Below are 19,711 nucleotides of genomic sequence, written 5' to 3'. Positions count from 1 at the left end.
CCGCATGAGCCGGGACTTGGCCGCGCGGCAGGCCGGGTTCACCCTGGTCGAGACCCTGGTCTGCCTCGCGCTGGCCGGGCTCGTCGGGGTGCTGCTGCTCAACGCCGTGCGGATCGCCGGCGGCGCCTCGGCTGCGGCGGCGCGGGCGGCGGGGGCCGAGGAGGTGCAGTCGGTCCGCGACCACCTGCGGCGCACCCTCGGCAGCCTGGCCCAGCGCCGCCCCGACGGCCGCCGGCCGACCCTGCGCGGCGGGCCGGACGGGCTCACGGCGGCGCTGGCCCCCGACCAGACCCTCGAGCGCCCGACCGAGATCGCGATGACGCTGGCGGCGATGCCCGCCGGGGGCGCCTTCGACCTCCTGGAGAGCCGCAGCGAGGCCGCGGCGCTGCCGGGGCAGCCGCCGGCCTCGCCGGGCCGCGAGGCGATCCTCGGGCGGATCGCGGCCTTGAGCCTCCGCTATTACGGCGCCCCCGCCGACGGCGCCCCGCCGCTCTGGCTGCCGGCCTGGTCGCGGCCGGACCGGCCGCCGCACCTCGTCGAGATCCAGGTCGCCTTTCCTCCCGCGGACCGCCGCCGATGGCCCCCCCTCCTGATCGCCCTCGACGCCGGCCCGTGAGCGCCTTGGACGAGAGCGCCTTGGACGAGAGCGCCTCCGGCGAGGCCGGCTTCGTGCTCCTGTCGGTGCTGGCGATCTTCATCGTCGTCGGCGCGGTGCTGGCGGCGGCGATCCTGCAGGTGCGCTCCGCCACCGGCCTCGCCCAGGCCCGGGCCGAGGCGGTGCGGCTCCAGGGCGCGGCGGACGGGATCGCCCGCCTGATCGCCTACGAGCTCGACCTCGGGCGGACCTACCGCCGGTCCGGCACCGGCCTGCCGCAGGACGGCACCGTCACCGCCTGCCCGCTGGCGCCGGGGCGCACGGCCTCCCTGTCGCTCCAGGACCAGGGCACCCTGATCGACCTCAACACCACGCCGCGCCCGGCGATGGAGGAGGCCTTCCGGCTCCTCGGCGTGCCGGACCGGGACGCGCTGACGCTGTCCGCCGAGATCGTCGATTACCGCGATCCCGACGACACGCCCGAGCCCGGCCGCGGCGCGGAGCTGCCGCAATACCGCGCCCGGGGCCTGCCCTGGGGCCCGCGCAACGCGCCCTTCGCCAGCATCGACGAGATCGACCGCCTGCCCTCGATGACGCCCGCCGCCGCCGCGCGCCTGCGGCCGGTGCTCACGGTCTACAACGAGACCGGCCGCTTCGACCTCGCCGCCCTGGTGCGGCGGGCGAACCCCTCGGCGATCCGCTCCCTGCCCGGCTCCGCCGGCCCGGTGCCGTCGCCGCGCCAGGTCTTCCGCCTGTCGGTCGTCGTCGAGGAGGGCCGCGCCCGCGCCGGGCGCGCCGCGATCGTCACCCTCGGCGGCGGCGGCTTCCTGGTCTGGCAGCAGACCGTCGCGCCGGATCTCGGCGGCGGCACCCTCCATCCTGCCTGCGCGCAGGTGGCGGCGGCCCTCGCGGAGAGTCCTTAGACCGTCGCACGGCGCGATCCGGGCCGCCTCCAAGGTCCGCGCCGTCGTATCCGGGGGGAAGTCGACGCCGAAGACCGCCACCTCTTCAAGATCGCGCAGGATCTACCGGGCGGCGACACGAGTTGAGCTTGGCGAGTTGAACTTGGCGAGTTGAACTTGGGACGTGGTATAGAACGACCCTGGAGACGAAGGGAGCTCGGTGCGATGACGGAGGCCAGGGCGGTTCCCCGGTGCCCGGACGTGGTGCTGTCGGATTTCGGGAGCTTCTTCGAGGAGCAGCGCCGGCGCCGCGAGGCCGCCGCGGTCCCGGAACCGGCGGACGAGGCGCCGCTCTCGCCGGAAGACGCGCAGCGCGTGGCGCTTCTGCGCGACATCGCCGCCGAGGTGCTGGAGGCGGCCGGCAGCCAGCTCGAGCCCCACGGGGTGCTGATCGAGCGCGGGCCGTCCCTGCGCGGCCGGCCCGACTTCGAGCAGGCCTACACGCAGTTCATGCTGATCAACCGGCACACCGGCCAGGCCTCGGACGTCTACGTGATGAGCATCACGGATGCGGGCTACTTCCTCGCCAGCGCCTGCGACCCGCGCCTCGACCACGACCATTTCGACCGGCAGGTCACCCACTGCGCTGCCAGCGCCCTGACCTGCGACGTCGTCGCCCGGGTCGTGAAGGACGCGATCCTGCACGTCGCGTGACCCCGGGCGGGACGGGGAGGGCGCGACCGGGCGGCGGCTCCCTTAACCTCTCCTTAGGTTTTGTTCCAGCGCGGCAGCACAAAAAAGTCGGCTACAAATCCCTCTTGACCATCCCTCTCGGCAGGGGCAGCATAGTCCCTGTCGAGACGAACTCGAGGAGGTAGCCATGAATTCTCAAGGTTGCAGCCCTCACGCGACACAGACCGATGCCGGTGACCAGGAAACTCCACCGGACTGTTATCGACAGGGATAGTGGCTTCAGGGCGGGCTGAATACGGTACGGGGCCGAGACGGCCATCGCAATCGTACCGTGCGAACACACCCGCACCCTGAAACGTGGACCCTGCCCTTTAAGGCTCGTCGGTGCGCCGGCGGGCCTTCGTCGTTTCGAGAGCGGCGCTGGGCGGCGAGGGTTGCCGCGCCCGATCCGTCCCTCGACCGGGCGCACCGACAGTTTGTCCGAACGAGCGACCGAGGTGAAACCCTCCTCGTCATCCCGGGGCCGCGAAAGCGGAACCCGGGATCCATAACCGCCGACGATGCAGGATGAAGCGGACGGCGTTCAGCTTGAAGCGGTACCGTCGGCCGTTATGGATCCCGATTCTCGCCATGGTCCGCCCCGGGACGACACAGAGAGATGTCCGCCCTGCTGCCGGATCGAGCGACGCTGCCGTTCAACGGGGCTCCGGGAACCGCGGGGCTTGCGCGCCCTCGCGTCCGCCCGCCGCGCCATCGCCCGGCAGCTGCGTGCCGCCATCCGATTGGTCACGCCGCGACGGGAGCCCGGCGCCAACGCACGATACGGGGTTTTTACCTCTCGTTAAGTTTCGACCACCCCTCGAAGATACAACGCAGTCGGCTACGAATCCATCTTGACCATCCCTCTCGGCAGGGGCAGCATAGTCCCTGTCGAGACGAACTCGAGGAGGTCGCCATGAGATCTCAAGGTTGCAGCCCTCACGCGACAAGTACCGATGCCGGTGACCAGGACACGCCACCGGACTGTTATCGACAGGGATAGTGGCTTCAGGGCGGGCTGAATACGGTACGGGCCGAGACGGCCATCGCGATCGTACCGTGCGAACACACCCGCACCCTGAAACGTGGACCCTGCCTCCTCAAGGCTCGTCGGTGCGCCGGCGGGCCTTTGTCATGTGCGGGTTCTCGTTTCGTGACGGTCCGCACCGTGGTAGGGCCGTCCGCAGGAGGACCCCCATGACGTCTGACCGTTCCCGCCGCGGCAGCGACCCGCGCCAAGCGGCCGAGGCCGCGTTCCGGGCCGTGACCCGCAAGGTGCCGGAGGGCGCAGGCCCCGCGCCGAAGGCAGCCCCGAAAGCCGCCGTGCCCGGCGTGCGCGAGACCGTGTCCTTGCGCCTCGACCGTGACGTGCTCGAGCATTTCCAGGAGGACGGGCCGGGCTGGCAGGAGCGCATCAACGCCGCCCTGCGCAAGGCCGCCGGTCTCTAGATGCGGCTGAGGCTCGCAGGTCTCCTGCTGCTTCTCGCCGCCCCGGCGCGGGCCGAGGGCGGGCTGGTGACCAACCCGTTCGCGTCGAACTACCCCTCCGTGCCGATCCGCGAGCGGATCGCTCCGCCCCGGCTCAGCGCAGGAACTGCCCTAAGGCCCGCGGCCCGTCCGAGGTCTTCACCGTCCCGGTCACCGTCAGGGACGCGGCATCGATCACCGTGAGGGTGTTCGATTCCCAGTTCGCCACGTAGACGGTCTTGCCGTCCGGGCTCGCCTGGATACCCTCCGGGTATTCGCCGACCTCGAGCCGCGGGCCCGGCGCCAGGGTGGCCGTGTCGAAGGTGCTCACCGTGCCGCCATACTGGTCGGTGACGAAGGCGCGGCCCTGGGCGATTGCCACCGCATAGGGCCGCTCGCCGACCGTGACCCGGCCGACCTGCCGGCGCGCCGCGATGTCGACGACCGAGACGTCGTTCGAGCCGACATTGGCGGCGTAGGCCCTGCGACCGTCAGGATCGATCGTGACCCCGAACGGCCGCGTGCCGACCGGGATCACCGCGATCCGCTGCCGCGTCGCGGTGTCGACGAGGGAGAGGGCGTCGTCGTCCCGGTCCGCCGCCAGCAGGAATCGGCCGTCCGGCGTCACCGCGACGCCCGACGGCGAGGTGCCGACCGGGATCTCGGCCGCGACCGCGAAGGTCTTGGGATCGACCTCCCACAGCCGTTTGGCGTACCAGTCGGCGACGTAGACCGCGCCGCTCACCGGGTTCACCCCGACCCCGAGGGGTCCGCCGCCGAGCGCCACCGTGCGCGCGACCCGCCGCGACGCGGCGTCGATCACCACCAGCGCCTTGCCCTCGGGCGCGGTGACGTAGACCGAGGCCCGGTCCGGCGACAGGGCGATGCCCGCCGGCGCGCCCGGGACGGGGATCGTCGCCACCACCCTGGCGAGGCCGAGATCGACCACGTCGACCGTGTCGGAGTTCTGCGCGGTGAGGAAGGCCTCCGCCGCCCGGGAGGGGAGCGGCGAATGGCCGATCCCGACCAGCAGGCAGAGCCCGGCGAGACGCCGGGCGTGCCTCACGAGTTGCCCTTCTCGATCTTCGCTTTCAGGTTATCGAGGCCGCCGCGATAGAGCGCCTTGACCGCCTTGATCGCCGCCTCGTCGCTCAGCTCGGGCGGCGGGTCGTTGTTCATGTAGCCGCGGTAGAACGCGCCGTCCCACACCACCTCCGACGCCTTGCCGCCGTCGGCCGGCTCGACCTTGATCGTCGAGGAGTAGTTGTTGACCGGCAGCACCTTCACGTCGACCTTGTTGATCCGGTACGACAGGCTCTTCTGCTCGGCCGAGTACTTGTAGAGCTCCTCCTCGACGGTGGCGCCGCCGGTCAGGGTGAGGGTGCGGGTGGCCTTCACCTCGTTGCCGCCCTTGCCCTCGGTCTTCTCGACCGGCGGCAGCCAGCTCATGTCCTGGAAGTTGCCGACGACCGCCCAGACCTTGTCCGGCGCGGCGTTGATCGTGACCTTTTCCTCGACCTTCTTGCGGGTCGGACCGTGGGCCTGGACGGGCGCCGCCGCGAAGGCGGCGACGAGGGCGGCCGCGAGAATGCGCTTCATCGGGTGTCTCCTCTCAACGTGTTATCTCACGCGTCGTCGACCGCGAGGGACGCGGCGGCCGCCTGCTCAAGGGCGGCCGCGACCTTCGCGGCGATCCAGTTCCAGGCCTCGCGCTCGGCGGGCCCGGCCGTCTTCTCGACGGCGATGCGGTGGTGGTGCAGCTCGGCCAGCACCGTCTCGGGGGCCAGCATGTGAAGCCGCGTCGACAGGATCGCCGCCTCCAGCACCGCGTTCACCGCCCGGTTGTGACCGAGGAACGGCCGGTGCCCTTGCGCGTGCACCACCCGGCCGCGGAAGCGGGGGCGGACGGGGTCGTCGCGCACCTCCACCACCTGCAATTCCATGTGGCCGTAGGCCTCGGCGAGGCGCGGCACCGGGATGGCGCGGGACGGCACGGTGGCCCAGTCGCGCCGGCCGGTGACGCAGCCGGCGATCACCCGGATGTCGACCGGCGCGGCCGCCGCGAAGAACGGCACGGCCTCCAGGTTGGCGATGGTCGGCGAGGGGCGGAACGGGGCCACCCAGAAATCCTCGCCCTCCTGGATCAGCCCGAACGGCACCAGGTGCAGGGCCCCGTCGGCGGAGGCCGTGGTGACGATGGTCTCGCGGATCAGCGGCACGACTCAAGGTTTCCCGCTGTGGCGCGTATGGCCAGGGGCCTTGAAGCGGGTGGTGTCCTCCACCTCCCCGTCGAGGGCGCAGCCCCAGTCCAGCGCCTCGTCCTGGACGTAGCGCTTGCCGAGCCGCCAGGCCAGTTCGGCCTTGGTCAATTCGCCGCCGAGATAGAAGGCGTGGGCGCCATCCCCCTCGACGCCGAGATCGGGGAAGAACGCCATCGCGTCGCGCCCCACCTTGTGGATGTTGCGGTTGTAGATGTGGACCCCGTCCTCTGCCACCGCCACGCGGTAATTCGGGTCGCGCACCTCGGCGGCGAGGGCCGCGATCTCCTCGGGCGTCTGGGTGTACGGGCGCTTGTCGTGCAGGGAGAGCAGCGCGCGGCCGTAGCCCTTGGGCAGGGCGGCGTCGGCCTTCGCCGCGTACATCACCCGGCGGGCGGCGTCGTGCTCCTCGACCGTGCGGCGGGTGTGGTTCGAGACCTGCACGATCAGCACGTTGCCGATCGCGAGTTCCGAGCACACGCCCATCAGGAGCGCCGTCACCCCGAGGCTGTCGGCCTCGGTGAGCTCGGTCAGGTTGCCGGTGCCCATCATCATGGCGATGTCGGGGTGGCGGCGGCGGGTCTCGTGGTAGCGCACCAGCGAGGCGGCGAAGCCGAAATGGATCGGCTCCAGGATCGGGTCGGCGATGAAGGGGCGGCCGGCCCGCTGCATCCGCTCGATCGCCCGGTCGAGGGAGGGCAGGTCGTCGGGGCGCAGCGGCACCAGCACCGGCACCGCGTCGGTCTCGAAGGCGAGGTCGAGACTGTCCTCGTTGAGGCTGAGCAGGAAATCGGCGCCGGCCGCCGCGCCCTGGCGCAGCTCGTCGGGCGAGAACGAATCGACGCTGACCCGCAGCCCCTCGGACTTGAGCAGCCGCACGGTGTCGGCGAGGTGCGGGAAGGGCGTGTCGGGCAGCCCGCCGAGATCGATCACGTCGGCCCCGCGCCGGGCGAGGTCCTGGGCGCGGATCAGGATCTCGGCGGGCGTGAGCCGTGAGGCGTCGACGATCTCGGAGAAGATCCGCACGTCGTGGCGCGACAGGTCGACCTTGCGCCCGGCGAGCCCGAGGAAGACCGGCAGGTCGACGATCTCGTCCGGCCCGCGCTCGACCGGCAGGCCGAAATGCGCGGCGAGCGCCGCGGGGTCGGCCCGGCAGCGCCCGGGCAGGATGATCCGCGTCGCGCCCTCCGGCACGGCGACCCGGCGGCGGATGATCTCCTCGGTCATCAGCGCCGCGACCTTCACGCCGGCATCGGCGATGGTCCAGGCGAAGCGGTCCGGCGGCAGAGCGGCCGCGATCTTTTCCAGCCTCGCCTTGGCGAGGCGCCCGGTGACGAAGACGAGGTGCTCCCTCACGCGGCGCACTCCGGAACCGCCCCGCGGCACGGCTGGTCGCCACCGGGGCCCCGCAGCACGATCCGGCCGGGGAAGCGGGACGCGAAGCCCGGGAACGCGGCATCGACGAGGCCGGTGCGGGCGAGGTCCGCCGGGCCGGCCCCGGACGGGGGATCGGCGGATTTCACCAGCAGGCAGGTCGCGGCGTCGAGGCGTGTGGCGAGCCAGAGCGCCAGGCTGTCCGAGGTGACGTCCCAGCTCTCCGGGATATCTCGATGGCCGCCGTCGAGCCCCGACGGATCCCAGACCGGCACGCGGCCGGCGGCGAGTTCGTCGCCGGGCGTCTTCGTCACCGCGAGGCGCGGCTCCAGGGCGGCAAAGATCCGCGCCATGCCCGCCATGGCATCGAGCGCCAGCCGATGGGCGAGGGGATCCGGGAAGCCGAGAGCGGCTTGCGTCGCCCGCACCGCGTCGGCCAGGGCGCCTCCGCCCGGCACGATCACCCCCGGCCCCTCGGCCCCGTCCGCGAGGGCGCCGAGCAGCCGGCATAGCCGGACCCGATCGGCCACGAGGCTGCCGCCGATTTTCACGACGGTGAGGGCGTGGCTCATGGTTCGCGCCCCGTGCCTGCCGGGCTGCCCGGGAAAAATAATAGGCGCGGGACCCCCTCTCCCGTGTGGGAGAGGGGTAGGGGCGATCGAAGATCGCGCGAGGGTGGAGACGGTGCCGCAATAATGCTGGACTGTTCCGCTGCCAGCTCGGCGCTCAGTGCTTTACCCTCAAGCGTGTCACCCTCGCGCGATCTTCGATCGCCCCTACCCCTCTCCCACACGGGAGAGGGGATCCCGCGCTCTGTACTGCCTCGAATGCTCGCGCGGACAGCCCTTTGATACACGGTCACGCTCACGCCGCCTCGACGCGCGGCACGACCCCGGCGAGCCGCCGCGCTCCATCCGCGATCCGCTCCGGATCGAGCCGGCCCCTCCGGTCTCCCTGCGCGCACAACCCGCCGCGAAAGCCCAGATAACCCGGCCCGAGCGCGGCCAGGACCGGGATGTCGTCGAGGGAGAGCGAGCCGGCGAGGCCGGAGAGCAGGCCGTGCGCCCGGCACGAGGCCGCGAACGATGCGAGCCGTGGCAGCGGCAGGTGGTCGGTGAGCCGCCGCCCGTCCTTGCCCCGCGTGTCGATCATCGCCCCCGAAAAACCGGCCGCCGCCAGGGCCGGCACGTCGGCCCCCTCCGGCCCGTCCTCGGCGAACAGCACCGCGATCACCGGGAGGCCGGCGGGCAGCCTCAATCCCGCGGCGTCGCGCCCCGGCGCCCAGGCGATCTTGAGGTAGCGCACGCCCGTCCCGGCCAGCGCCGCCAGGCAGGCGGAGGCCTCCCGGGCATCAAGCGGCTCGCCGGCCACGGCGCTGGTCAGCCGGTCGCCGGAGGCCGCCGCGATCGCCCGCACGGTCTCAGGGTGCAGCGCCCCGAGGGCGCCGCGATCGGGATCCTTGGCGTCGATCAGGTCGGCGCCGTGATCGCCGGCGAGCGCGGCTTCGGCCGCATCGCGCACGCTGACGAGGAGGCGGGGACGGGGGAAGGCGAGATCGGGCACGGGGATCAGGACCGGTTCGGCAGCGGCTCGGCGAAGAGGCGGTTCTTCACGAGCGAGCGCACGCCGTGGAGCCAGGTGTCGTCGGTGTCGCCCTGGATCACCACCTGGCCGCCGCGCAGCACCTTGCCGCTGCCGGCCTCCGTGATGGTGATGGTGAGGTTGAGCACCTGCGGGGCGCTGCGCTGGACATAGCCGTAGACGACATAGGCCGCTCCCGCCGCCTGAGCGATCTTTTCCGCGCAGCCCTCGCATTTGTAGAACGGCGCGTCGCGCCGGATCGCCGCGGCCTGGGGGGCGAGATCCACGGGTTCGAGCCCGCGGCCCGCCACCTCCCGGCGCAAGGCCTCGCTGGCGAGCCCCAAGCGCCGCGCGTCCTCCGGCTTCAACGGCCGCGGCCCGACCGTGCCGGGCTCCGCCAGCTCGATCCCGAACACCGCCGCCGGACCTTGAGCGGCGGCGGCCGGCAGGCCGACGAGCAGGGCCGCGAGGGCGGGGAGGGCGCGAGAGGACAGCATCGCCCGACCCTCGCATGCCGGCGCGGGCCCGCGCAACGCGCTCGCCGACCGGCCGTGTTCGGACTTTCGGGGGAGGGTGGGTGGTCTTAAACAATCCTCATCGAAGAGGCGTTGAGGGTGCGGGAGAAACCCTGGTAGCGTGCCGCCCGCATGGCACAGTTTCGCACGGCCACCCTCACCCTCGGTCTCATCGCCGCCCTGGCGGGACCACCGCCCGCTCTCGCACAGCAGGCGCCGAGCCCGCTGCCCGCGGCGGCGCAAACGGCCGAGATCCGCATCGGGCTGATCTACCGGCCGGCCCCGGCGCCGTCCTCCTACGACGCCCAGGCCGCGCCCGAGGACGAGGGTCTGGCCGGCGCGAAGCTCGCGATCCAGGACAACACCACGACCGGCCGCTTCGTTCGCCAGAGCTACGCCCTCGACGCGGTGGCGCTCAAGGCCGCCGCCCCCGGCGAGGCGCCGCCGCAGAGCCCGGTCGAGGCCGCCCGCGGCCTCGTCGAGAGGGGCCTGCGCTTCATCGTGCTGGCAATCCCCGCCGACGAGGTGCTGGCGGTGGCCGACGCGCTGAAGGGCTCAGGGACAATCCTGTTCAACGCGGCCGCCCCCGACGACCGCCTGCGCGGGACCGACTGCCGATCGGATGTCTTTCACGTCGCCCCGAGCCGGGCGATGCAGACCGACGCACTGGCGCAGTTCCTCGCCTTCATGCGCTGGCGCAAGCTGTTCCTGATCACCGGCCCGCAGGACGGCGACACGCTGTGGGCCGCGGCGATGAAGCGCTCGGCCAAGAAATTCGGATTGCAGATCAGTGCCGAGCGCCCCTGGACCTTCGGCCCGCTGGCCCGCGCCCGCGGCGACACCCCGACCCGGGCCGAGGCCCTCGTCTTCACCCGCGGCCTCGATTACGACGTCGCCGTGGTGGCGGACGAAGCGGGGGATTTCGGCGATTACGTGCCGTTCCACACCGTCGATCCGCGGCCCGTGGTCGGCACGCAGGGGTTGACCCCCACCACCTGGCATCCGACGCTGGAGGTCTGGGGCGCCGCCCAGGCCCAGAACCGCTTCCGCCGCCTCGCCGGCCGGCTGATGCGCCCGCTCGACTACCAGGTCTGGGCCTCGGTGCGGACGGTGGGCGAAGCGGCCTTCCAGAAGAAGACCACCGATCCTGCGGCGCTTAGCGCCGCCATCGCCGATCCGGGGTTCAGCCTGCCGGGCTACAAGGGCGTGGCCCTGAGCTTCCGCCCCTGGGACCGCCAGCTGCGCCAGCCGCTGCTCCTGGTGCAGCCCCAGGCACTGGTGGCGGTGGCGCCGGAGCAGGGCTACCTGCACCAGCGCACGCCGCTCGACACGCTCGGGATCGACCTGCCGGAGACGCAGTGCAAGCTGACGAAGTCGTGACCCGGCCATAAGTCGGTCTCGCCCGCGGCGCCGCGGCGGGCCAGGTAAGCATGAGAAGACGGACCGCGGGCGAAGAGCGCGGCCGGGAGGGAGGATCGATGAGCCGTCACCGGATCGGACCGGCGCCCTGCGCACTCGTCGCGGCCGCGCTCCTCGCCGCGCCCGCCCACGCCACCACCGTCTACGTCAGCAACGAGAAGGGCAACTCGGTCAGCGTCATCGACGTAGACAGCCTGAAGGTCACGGCGACCTGGCCGGTCGGGCGGCGCCCGCGGGGGATCACGGTCGGGAAGGACGGGAGCCTGCTCTACGTCTGCGCCAGCGACGACGACCGCATCGACGTGCTCGACACCAAGACCGGCAAGATCGTGCGCTCCCTGCGCTCCGGACCGGATCCGGAGCAGTTCATCGCGCACCCGTCCGGCAACCCGGTCTACGTCGCCAACGAGGACGACAGCCAAGTCACGGTGCTCGACATCGAGAAGAACAAGGTGGTGGCCGAGGTGCCGGTCGGCGTCGAGCCGGAGGGGCTGGGGTTGAGCCCGGACGGGTCGATCCTGGTCAACACCTCCGAGACCACCAACATGGCCCACTTCATCGACACCAAGACGTTCCAGGTGATCGACAACGTGCTGGTCGATGCCCGTCCCCGCTTCGCCGAGTTCAGCCAGGACGGAAAATGGCTGTGGGTCTCGGCCGAGGTCGGCGGCACCGTCTCGGTGATCGACGTCGAGACCCGCAAGGTGGTCAAGAAGATCACCTTCAAGATCCCCGGTGTCACCGACGAGCAGATCCAGCCGGTGGGTGTCCGCATGACGAAGGACGGGAGCAAGGCCTTCGTGGCGCTCGGCCCCGCCAACCGGGTCGCGGTGGTCGATGCCAGGACCTACGAGGTGCAGAAATACCTGCCCGTCGGCCAGCGGGTCTGGCAGCTCGCCTTCACGCCGGACCAGAAGCTTCTCTTCACCACCAACGGCACCTCGAACGACGTCTCGGTGATCGACGTCGAGGCGTTGAAGGTGACGAAGAGCATCCCGGTCGGGCTGCTGCCGTGGGGCGTCGCGGTCTCGCCGCAGTAAATTTTTCTGGCCGCGCCTCAAGACGAGTGAAGCGCGGGATCCCCTCTCCCGAGTGGGAGAGGGGTAGGGGTGAGGGTGTGACGCTTCAGCAAGAAGACCGAACCGTGCCGCTGCCGGCACGACGTTCTAAGCTTTACGCGGAAGCGCGCCACCCTCACCCCCGGCCCCTCTCCCACACGGGAGAGGGGAGTGCGTTCTACTCCCAGCCGGATCGCCCATGCGTCGCCTCCTCTTCACCGCCTTCCTCGCCTTCCTCCTCACCACCCCCACCCTCGCCGGCGACCTCACCAAGGGCCGCACCGACCTGCCCGACCTCGTGCTCGGCGCCGAGGACAACGACTACGCCGTGCCGGTGAAGGACATCGAGATGGAGGCCGGGAAGTCCTACCGGCTGCGCATCACCGCCAAGGGGCAGAAGGAGTACAAGTTCTTCGCCAGCGAGTTCTTCCGCGGCGTGTGGATGAACCAGATCGTCATCAACCATCTCGAGGTGCACATGGCCGGGCCGCCGCACCACCTCGAATTCGACGACCAGGGCACGATCGCGGTGGAGTTCGTGACCGTGCGGGCCGGCGAGTTCCCGTGGTCGGTGCAAGGATTGGAGAGCCGGGGCATGACCGGGCGCTTCATCGTGAAGTGACAGGGGTTTGCGGGCCGCGGCCCGCCGGCCTACATCGGCCGCAAGAACCCGATAGAACGGACTGGAGGAAACCCGGGATGCGCGCGCTCCTCGCCGCCCTGCTGCTGCTGACGGCCCTGCCCGCCCGCGCCGACGACGCGGCCGCGTGCCGGGACGGCATCGCGACGCTCAAGGCCGAGCTGGCGAAGTCTCCCGCCGAATCCGTCGCCAAGGTCCTCCGGAAGGAACTGCGCGTCGCCGAGCGGGAACTCGGTGAGAAGGAATACGACGAGTGCCTCGACGCGGTGCGCGACGCCCGCAAGGCGTTGACGCGATGAGCGCGGCGCTCGCGGTCGAGGGGGTGAGCCACCGCTTCGGCGCCCGCACGGCGCTGGACGACGTGTCGTTCGAGGTGCCGCGCAGCGCCTTCACGGCCCTGCTCGGGCCGAACGGGGCGGGCAAGACCACCCTGTTCTCGGTGGTGACGCGGCTCTACGCCAGCCAGGCCGGCCGCATCGCGCTGCTCGGGCACGACCTCAACCGCGAGCCGTCGCGGGCGCTCGCGCGGCTCGGCGTGGTGTTCCAGGCCCGCACCCTCGACACCGACCTGACGGTGCGCCAGAACCTGCTCTACCACGCCGCCCTCCACGGCATCCCCCGCAAGGCGGCGCTCCTGCGGATCGAGGCCCTGCTCGCCCGCATCGGCCTGGTCGAGCGCCGCGACGACAAGATCCGCACGCTCTCGGGCGGCCAGTCGCGGCGGATCGAGATCGCCCGGGCGCTGATCCACGCGCCCGACCTGCTGCTCCTCGACGAGCCCACGGTCGGCCTCGACCTCGACTCCCGCGCCGACATCGTCGCCATCGTGCGGGCGCTGGTGCGGGAGGAGGGGCTGTCGGTGCTCTGGGCCACCCACATCTTCGACGAGATCGAGCCGGACGACCGGGTCGTGGTGCTGCATCGCGGCCGCATCGTCGCCCGGGGCCTCGCCGGGACTTTGAGCGAGCCGACCGGCTCCCTCGAGACGGCGTTCCGCCAGATGACCGCCGAGCGGGGAGAAACCCCGAGGAGAGTCGCATGAGCGCGGGCGCCACTCTCACCCCGGTCCGCGGCCGGCTCGATGCCGGCGGCTACCTCATCGCGCTCGCCGGCATCGTGCGGCGGGAGCTGTTGCGCTTCTTCAACCAGAAGGAGCGGTTCTTCTCGGCTTTGGTGCGGCCGCTGGTCTGGCTGTTCATCTTCGCCGCCGGCTTCCGCAACACGCTCGGCCTGTCGATCACGCCGCCCTACGAGACCTACGTGCTCTACGAGGTCTACGTCGTGCCGGGCCTCGCGGTGATGATCCAGCTGTTCAACGGCATGCAATCGTCGCTGTCGATGGTCTACGACCGCGAGGTCGGCTCGATGCGGGTGCTGCTCACCAGCCCCTATCCGCGCTGGAGCCTGCTGCTGGCCAAGCTCATCGCCGGCGTGATCGTGTCGCTGGTCCAGGCCTACGTCTTCCTCGCCATCGCGAGCTTCTTCGAGACCGACATCCCGTGGAGCGGCTACCTCTACGCCCTGCCGGCCTTCCTGGCCTCGGGGCTGATGCTCGGCGCGATCGGGCTGTTCCTGTCGTCGCTCGTGCGACAGCTCGAGAATTTCGCGAGCGTGATGAACTTCGTGATCTTCCCGATGTTCTTCGCCTCCTCGGCGCTCTACCCGCTGTGGCGGGTCAACGAATCGAGCGCGACGCTCTACTGGATCTGCCAGATCAACCCCTTCACCCACGCGGTCGAACTGGTGCGCTTCGCCCTCTACGGCGCGTTCAACCCGGTCTCCTGCGCGGTCGTGGTCGGGACCGGGCTCGCGTTCTTCGTCATGGCGGTCGCCGCCTACGATCCCGGCCGCGGGCTGCTCGCCCGGCGCGGCGGCCCGGCCGGGGAGGCGGGCTGACCGCCCTTCAACAAGAAGAGATGCCCGTGATGCTCCGCTCCGTCCTCGCCACGCTCCTGATCCTCTCGGCCGCCCCGGCGCTCGCCCAGCCGCGGCCCGACCCCGACTGGCCCTGCGCCCAGCGCAAGGTCTCGACGCTGGGCCCCGGCGCGGTCTGGACCGGGCCCGACCCGACGCAGGCGCTCGCCGAGTGGGGCAACGACACCGAGGCGGCCCTGCTCGCCCAGAAGATCGCGTCGCGCCGGCTGCCGGTGGAGGAGGTCGACGGCCTCCTCGACGCCTTCGCGGGGAAGCTCGGCGAGGCGGAGAAGGCGACCCGCCTGACCCGGGTCTTCGCCGGCGTGTTCGAGGTGCTGAACGGCGAGCGCGACAAGGTGGTGTCCGGCATCGGCCGCTACGCCCGCGGCCAGCGCGTGATGGCCGAGCGCATCCGCGACGAGGCCGGGAAGATCAGCGAGGTGAAGACCGCGCCGGACGTGCCCGACACCAAGGAGCTCGCCGAGCTGGAAACCCGCTTCGCCTGGGACAAGCGCATCTTCCAGGAGCGCAGCCAGTCGCTGACTTACGTGTGTGAGGTGCCGACCCTGCTGGAGCAGCGGCTGGGGACGATCGCGAAGAAGATTCAGGCGCGGTTGTAAGACGACAGGCGCTCGCCTGAGCGAGTGTCGCAGAGGGTTCGAGAACCGGGGGGAAGGCGAGCCCCGCTCTCACTCCGCCGGCGCGAACAGCTCCCCCTTGCCCAGGGTCGCGAGGTCGCCGCCGTAGCGGCGCAGGGGCGCCCGCAGCAGTGCTGCCGCCTCCGGCGCCAGGGCCTCGAGCGATTTCGCCATGAGCCGCAGCACCACGAGATCCTGCCGCCCGGTCTCCACGAAGGTCGGCAGCAGCGCCCCGTGGCGGGCGGTGACCAGGGTGCCGCGGCGCATGCCGTAGCCGGGATGATCGCCGATCGCGTCGGCCACGATCGTGCCGGCGATCATCCGGGCACCGGCATGCGCCCCGGCGCGCTTCGCCACGATAAGCCCGGCCCGCATCCGGTCGCCGAGGCGGTCCCCCGCGGTTCCTCCGATCACCAGGGTCGCGCCATCGAGCCCGCAGGACGCGCCGTGAACCGCGCCGCCGGCACTCTCGGCGGCGTCGCCCGCGATGCGGATCGTGCCGCCGGTGGCCGCCGTGCCGGCGAAGGGGCCTGCGGAGCCCGACACCGTGAGAGTCCCGCCCGTCATGCCGGCGCCGAGGCGCTGGCCGACATCGCCCTCGACCGCGATCCGCCCGGCGGAAAGACCCGCGCCGACCCGGTCGAGACGCTCGGTGGCGCCGAGGATCCGCAATTCGTCCGAGCCGTCGAGGTGAAGCGCGAAGCAGTCGCCGAGGGTGAGGCCGCGGCGGCTGGTGCCGACCGGCAGCCGGGCGGCCTCCGCCTCCGACAGGCCGGCGAGGGCGGCGGGGGTGATCCCGGCGAGGTCGAGGCGCTCCGGCGGCGCCTCGCGCACGATGAGGGTGCTCATGCGGCCTCCCCGATGAGGTCGCGGAGGTGGAAATGGTGGCGGCCGAGATTGCCGCCGTAATTGCCCGCCGTGACCGCGACGAGGCCGAGATCGGCTCCCGCCTCGGTCGAGGCGTGGAGCGCCGCCCGCATGGCGGCGGCCACGCTGCCCGCCGAGAGCCCGTCGATGACGATCTCCAGCACCACGTCGACCTCCGGCGGCAGCGCCGAGCCGGCGCGGCCCTTCAGCGTCGGGCAGTAGGCGTCGTTGGTCGAGGCCATCATGCCCTTGGTGCGCGCCCCGACCTTGGAGCCGGAGCGCACCACGCCGCCCGGGAAGGGCAGGATCACGTCCGGCACGCGACGGGCCGCCGCGACCGCGATCTCGGCGACCCGCAGGGTGTCGGCGAAACGCCGGCCGAGGAAGAGCAGGTTGCCGCCGCCGACCGCGCCTTGGATCGTCGGCACCGAGTGCTCGCACAGGAACTCGCCGTCCATCACCGGCGTGCGCCAGTAGCGCCGGCCGGCCACGCGCTTGGCGGTGGCGAAGCCGTCACCGAAGTAGCGGATCGCGCCGCCGAGCTTGAGCGCCTTGCCCGCGTTCGGGTCGTCCCAGGCGATGCCCGCATAGGCGGCGCTGCCCGGCGAGGTCAGTACGCATTGCCCGACCCGGCGCAGGAGCTGGTCCTTGAGGCCGCCGGCATCGAAGCCGAACAGCAGCACCCGCACGCCCGGGCGCCCGTCGGGGGTGTCGTCGGGGGAGAGCACGGCGTCGATGCCGGCCTCGGCGCCGCAGCCGATCACCGAGGTGGCGAAGCCCGTCATGGTGGTCGCGGCGATCATCGCCCAGTCGGGCGTCTCGGCGGTGAGTACGAGGGCGGTCGCCGCCATGTCGAAGGCCTCCGCGAAGGTGTCCTCGACCCGGATGCCGTGGAGGATCAGGTCCGGCATGGGATCGCCTCGAACACCTCACGGCCGGGGAAGGCCGCGTCCGGCACGGAAAAGCTCGACAGCCCGGCGCCGAAGCGGCCCTGGAGATAGGCGTCGGTCCGCCGCGCCATGCCGGCATCGGCCTCGACGGCGAGGGACAGGGTGCGGCCGCGCGCCCATGCCACGACCTCGCCGTCCTCGACGATCACCGCGCCGTCCTTCAGCACCCGGTGGGCGCGGGCGAACATCGCGGTCCGGTCCGGCTGGTCGCGGTAGACCGCGATGTCGGCCTTCGCCCCGGGGCGCAGGTGGCCGCGATCGGCGAGGCCCAGAAGCTTCGCCGGGCCGGAGCGGGTGAGCTGCACCATCTCCGCGAAGGTGTATTCGCGCTCCAGGCCCGCGAGGCCGGAGCGCTCGGCCGCGACCTTGGGATGGGCGGCGACCTCCCGGTCGCGCTCCTCCTTGTCCATCAGCAGGTGGAGGATGCGCGGATAGGCGGTGAACGGCCCGCCGTTGGGGTGGTCGGTGGTCAGGATGGTGCGCTCCGGGTCGGGCGAGAGCAGCATCAGCTCGAGCCCGATGGCGAATTGCAGCGAGGAGGTCGGGCCGCGGTCGCGGTAGCGGAACGGCACGATGCCGCCGCCCTCGGCGTCGCCCGCATTGACGATCCACTTCCTCGGGCTCGCCGCCTTGCGGCCGGAGAACTGGCGCAGGATGTCGAGGGAGATCGTCGCGGTCTGGCCGAACACCACCTGGCCGATATCGAGGGTGGCGTTGGGGTGGCGGGCCAGGGCCTCGGCGATGCGCGGCGCAGCGGACACGAAGCCGCCCGTCAGCGGGTTGTCCTTGTCGACAGCCGCGTAGGCGTAGAACTGGGCGTGGGCGAAGTGGATGCGCCGGCCTTCCGCCGCCTCAAGGGTCTCGATCAGGCTGTCGTCCGCCCCCGGCAGGCCGAGATTGCTGCAATGGACGTGGAGCGGGTGGGGGACCTTGAGTGCTTCGACCGCGTCGAGGAGCCCGTTCAGGATTTTTCGCGAGGTCAGCCCGTAAGCCGGCACCTCGTCGTCGAGGGAGAAGCGCACCGCCCCGTCCTTGAAGGCGTCGGCGCCGCCGGCATTGATGACCTTGACGCCGAGCGCCCGCGAGGTGGCGACGTTCAGCGCCACGAGGTCGCGGACCGCGTCCCGGCTCTCGCGATCGCGCAGGAGCCCGAGCAGCTGGTCGTCATTGCCCATCACGCACAGGCCGCCCCGGTCGAGAAGCGGGATCTCGGCCAGTTCGAGCTGGGTCGCGAGCGCGTTGACCGGCGGCATCGCCGGCTCGACCGCGGTGGTGTAGCCCATCCGGGCGTAGAGCATCCCGACGTCGCGGCCCGACCCGTGCGGGTTCGGAGCGTCGGGCTCGGAGACGCCGAGCTCCGGCAGCAGCAGGCGCGCCAGCACCACGTTGCCGCCGGCGATGTGCGAGTGGACCTCGACGCCCCCCGCCATGACGACGCACCCTGTGGCGTCGATGGTGCGGTCGGGCGTGCGGTCGGAGGCGGCGACGACGCGACCATCCTCGATCCAGACGTCACCGATGGCGTCGCGCCCGGCGGTCGGATCGACCACCCGGCCGCCGGCGATGCGGGTCAGCATGGGGCGCGCTCCGGCTGCGGGGCGGGAGAGGCGGCAAGCCGGTCCCGGAGGTCGGCGAGGATCGCGGCGGCGGGCTCCGGCTCCGGCCGCGGCGCTCCGGCGTCGTGCCAGGCGATCACCGCGCGGCGCGGGTGCCAGAGCGCGGCGCCGAAAGTCTCGCCCGGCACGCCGACCTCGATCACCACCCGCGCCTCGTCGCCCTTCGGCGCGCCGAGGAGCGCCACGGTCGGCACGGTGCGGGTCCAGGCGGGGAGCGGGGCCGGCAGGGAGGCGAGCCAGAGCGCCGCATCGACCTCGCCGGCGGCGGCCTGGCGCTCGGCATCGAAGCGCCAGGGATCGTGCTCGGGATAGCCGCGGCCGAAGCCGGCCCGGGGCCCCTGGCCGGTGCTCCAGGCCGCGACCTGGGCGACGGCCCGGCCCTGGTACGGATCGCCCAACGGCAGGGCGAAGCAGCGGGTGGTCTCGTTGAGGTCCCTGACGAGGCCGTTCAGCATCTCGGCCCCGAGGGCGCCGATCTCGGCGGGATCGTAGACGACCGCCCCGTAGAGCGCCTCGCGCAGGCGCACCGCCAGGTCGGCGAGGGGATGGGAGCCGGCGATGCGGCCTCCGACCAGGCCGCGCAGCAGGCCGATCGCCGCCGGCAACCCGGCGTCGCCCACCGGATAGGCGATGTGCCGCACGGCCCCGTTCCCCGGCGCGCCCAGGGCGAGGAGCGTGCGGGGCCGCCCGGCGGCGCGGCCGCGGACGGGCCCCTCCGCCGCCAGACCGCTCAGCGCATCGGTGGTCCAGGGCGCGGCGCCGAGCGCCAGCACGAGATCGGCCCGCCCGCGCGCCTCGGCCGGGGTGGTGGTCATGGCGCCACCGGCGGCGAGCGCCCCGAGGTCGGCGTAGAGCGCCGATCCCGCCGCGGGATCGAGCGAGGCGCCGATCGCGCGGGCGAGGTCGAACGCCGCCTGCACGGACGCCGCCTCGGCGCAGAGCCCGGCGAGGACCGGGCTTCGTGCCCCGGCCAGCAGCGCGGCGGCCGCCGCGACCGCCTCCTCCCGCGCCACCGCCCGCCCATCGATCCAGGCCGTCATCCGCCCTCGCCCACTCCGGCCGCGCAACCATGCATCGCGGACGGTCGCATCCGGGCGCCGGGGCAGGCAAGTCCCCCGAAAGTCCGGCTTCGCACCAAGGCCGGCGGCCAGATATCCGCCGATCCCGAGTTGCCCATCCGGCGGG

The 19,711-nt window shown here is 72.2% G+C and carries 22 protein-coding genes; 11 read left to right on the top strand and 11 right to left on the bottom strand.

The window, feature by feature from the left end; translation table 11 throughout:
- Window positions 1-4 precede the first annotated feature (4 nt).
- The 4 genes from DK412_RS26835 (at window position 5) to DK412_RS26815 (ending at window position 3,678) form a co-directional block, all read left to right on the top strand.
- Window positions 5-616 (top strand): prepilin-type N-terminal cleavage/methylation domain-containing protein, encoded by a 612-nt coding sequence (locus DK412_RS26835; protein WP_109974464.1) that lies wholly within the window; start codon window positions 5-7, stop codon window positions 614-616.
- A 20-nt stretch (window positions 617-636) separates the two neighbouring features.
- On the top strand, window positions 637-1,518 hold the full coding sequence (locus DK412_RS26830; protein ID WP_245447313.1) for a type II secretion system protein GspK: 882 nt from the start codon (window positions 637-639) through the stop codon (window positions 1,516-1,518).
- A 204-nt stretch (window positions 1,519-1,722) separates the two neighbouring features.
- A complete protein-coding gene (locus DK412_RS26825; protein ID WP_109974462.1) occupies window positions 1,723-2,211 on the top strand; it encodes a hypothetical protein in 489 nt (162 codons plus the stop codon).
- A gap of 1,215 nt (window positions 2,212-3,426) precedes the next feature.
- Entirely contained in the window at window positions 3,427-3,678 is a 252-nt protein-coding gene (locus DK412_RS26815) for a BrnA antitoxin family protein (protein WP_109974460.1), read from the top strand.
- A 133-nt stretch (window positions 3,679-3,811) separates the two neighbouring features.
- Here DK412_RS26815 and DK412_RS26810 read toward each other — a convergent pair whose 3' ends face one another.
- The 7 genes from DK412_RS26810 to DK412_RS26780 all read right to left on the bottom strand — a co-directional run bounded on the left by DK412_RS26810 (window position 3,812) and on the right by DK412_RS26780 (window position 9,406).
- Entirely contained in the window at window positions 3,812-4,729 is a 918-nt protein-coding gene (locus tag DK412_RS26810; protein WP_109975519.1) for a beta-propeller fold lactonase family protein, read from the bottom strand.
- Window positions 4,730-4,758: 29 nt separating this feature from the next.
- Window positions 4,759-5,295, bottom strand: a complete 537-nt coding sequence (locus DK412_RS26805; RefSeq protein ID WP_109974459.1) for an SRPBCC family protein — start codon at window positions 5,293-5,295, stop codon at window positions 4,759-4,761.
- 26 nt (window positions 5,296-5,321) lie between these two features.
- A complete protein-coding gene (locus tag DK412_RS26800) occupies window positions 5,322-5,915 on the bottom strand; it encodes a DUF447 domain-containing protein (RefSeq protein ID WP_109974458.1) in 594 nt (197 codons plus the stop codon).
- Between the two features lie 3 nt (window positions 5,916-5,918).
- On the bottom strand, window positions 5,919-7,310 hold the full coding sequence (locus tag DK412_RS26795) for a DUF6513 domain-containing protein (protein WP_109975518.1): 1,392 nt from the start codon (window positions 7,308-7,310) through the stop codon (window positions 5,919-5,921).
- Window positions 7,307-7,900 (bottom strand): uridylate kinase, encoded by a 594-nt coding sequence (locus DK412_RS26790; RefSeq protein WP_109974457.1) that lies wholly within the window; start codon window positions 7,898-7,900, stop codon window positions 7,307-7,309. The genes DK412_RS26795 and DK412_RS26790 overlap by 4 nt, the downstream gene beginning before the upstream one ends.
- 292 nt (window positions 7,901-8,192) lie before the next feature.
- A complete protein-coding gene (locus DK412_RS26785; protein ID WP_109974456.1) occupies window positions 8,193-8,891 on the bottom strand; it encodes a (5-formylfuran-3-yl)methyl phosphate synthase in 699 nt (232 codons plus the stop codon).
- A gap of 5 nt (window positions 8,892-8,896) precedes the next feature.
- Complete coding sequence (locus tag DK412_RS26780) at window positions 8,897-9,406, bottom strand: DUF3280 domain-containing protein (RefSeq protein WP_109974455.1); 510 nt, start codon at window positions 9,404-9,406, stop codon at window positions 8,897-8,899.
- Between the two features lie 150 nt (window positions 9,407-9,556).
- Between DK412_RS26780 and DK412_RS26775 the strand changes: the two genes are divergently transcribed.
- From DK412_RS26775 to DK412_RS26745, 7 genes are all read left to right on the top strand, one after another.
- Complete coding sequence (locus DK412_RS26775) at window positions 9,557-10,804, top strand: ABC transporter substrate-binding protein (RefSeq protein ID WP_109974454.1); 1,248 nt, start codon at window positions 9,557-9,559, stop codon at window positions 10,802-10,804.
- A gap of 98 nt (window positions 10,805-10,902) precedes the next feature.
- Window positions 10,903-11,883: a YVTN family beta-propeller repeat protein gene (locus DK412_RS26770; protein ID WP_109974453.1), complete on the top strand. Its 981-nt coding sequence runs from the start codon at window positions 10,903-10,905 to the stop codon at window positions 11,881-11,883.
- A gap of 217 nt (window positions 11,884-12,100) precedes the next feature.
- Window positions 12,101-12,523, top strand: coding sequence for a hypothetical protein (locus tag DK412_RS26765; RefSeq protein ID WP_109974452.1), 423 nt, complete (start codon window positions 12,101-12,103; stop codon window positions 12,521-12,523).
- Between the two features lie 77 nt (window positions 12,524-12,600).
- A complete protein-coding gene (locus DK412_RS26760; RefSeq protein ID WP_109974451.1) occupies window positions 12,601-12,840 on the top strand; it encodes a hypothetical protein in 240 nt (79 codons plus the stop codon).
- Entirely contained in the window at window positions 12,837-13,583 is a 747-nt protein-coding gene (locus tag DK412_RS26755) for an ABC transporter ATP-binding protein (RefSeq protein ID WP_109974450.1), read from the top strand. Before DK412_RS26760 ends, DK412_RS26755 begins: the two co-directional genes overlap by 4 nt.
- Window positions 13,580-14,437 (top strand): ABC transporter permease, encoded by an 858-nt coding sequence (locus DK412_RS26750; RefSeq protein ID WP_109974449.1) that lies wholly within the window; start codon window positions 13,580-13,582, stop codon window positions 14,435-14,437. The genes DK412_RS26755 and DK412_RS26750 overlap by 4 nt, the downstream gene beginning before the upstream one ends.
- A gap of 29 nt (window positions 14,438-14,466) precedes the next feature.
- Window positions 14,467-15,075 carry a hypothetical protein gene (locus tag DK412_RS26745; RefSeq protein WP_109975517.1) on the top strand — a complete coding sequence of 203 codons (609 nt, stop codon included), beginning with the start codon at window positions 14,467-14,469 and terminating at the stop codon, window positions 15,073-15,075.
- Between the two features lie 69 nt (window positions 15,076-15,144).
- Here DK412_RS26745 and DK412_RS26740 read toward each other — a convergent pair whose 3' ends face one another.
- The 4 genes from DK412_RS26740 to DK412_RS26725 are packed head-to-tail and all read right to left on the bottom strand — an operon-like array spanning window position 15,145 to window position 19,566.
- Complete coding sequence (locus tag DK412_RS26740) at window positions 15,145-15,942, bottom strand: formylmethanofuran dehydrogenase subunit C (protein ID WP_109974448.1); 798 nt, start codon at window positions 15,940-15,942, stop codon at window positions 15,145-15,147.
- Window positions 15,939-16,871: a formylmethanofuran--tetrahydromethanopterin N-formyltransferase gene (gene fhcD, locus DK412_RS26735; RefSeq protein WP_109974447.1), complete on the bottom strand. Its 933-nt coding sequence runs from the start codon at window positions 16,869-16,871 to the stop codon at window positions 15,939-15,941. The genes DK412_RS26740 and fhcD overlap by 4 nt, the downstream gene beginning before the upstream one ends.
- Window positions 16,859-18,487 carry a formylmethanofuran dehydrogenase subunit A gene (locus DK412_RS26730; protein ID WP_109974446.1) on the bottom strand — a complete coding sequence of 543 codons (1,629 nt, stop codon included), beginning with the start codon at window positions 18,485-18,487 and terminating at the stop codon, window positions 16,859-16,861. The genes fhcD and DK412_RS26730 overlap by 13 nt, the downstream gene beginning before the upstream one ends.
- Window positions 18,481-19,566, bottom strand: coding sequence for a formyltransferase (locus tag DK412_RS26725; RefSeq protein WP_109974445.1), 1,086 nt, complete (start codon window positions 19,564-19,566; stop codon window positions 18,481-18,483). Before DK412_RS26725 ends, DK412_RS26730 begins: the two co-directional genes overlap by 7 nt.
- Between the last annotated feature and the right edge of the window lie 145 nt (window positions 19,567-19,711).

This window comes from Methylobacterium sp. 17Sr1-1 (assembly GCF_003173775.1).
Classification (GTDB): Bacteria; Pseudomonadota; Alphaproteobacteria; order Rhizobiales; family Beijerinckiaceae; genus Methylobacterium.
The sequence above is the reverse complement of the archived record's forward strand: the minus strand, read 5'-3'. Positions and strand labels throughout refer to the sequence as shown.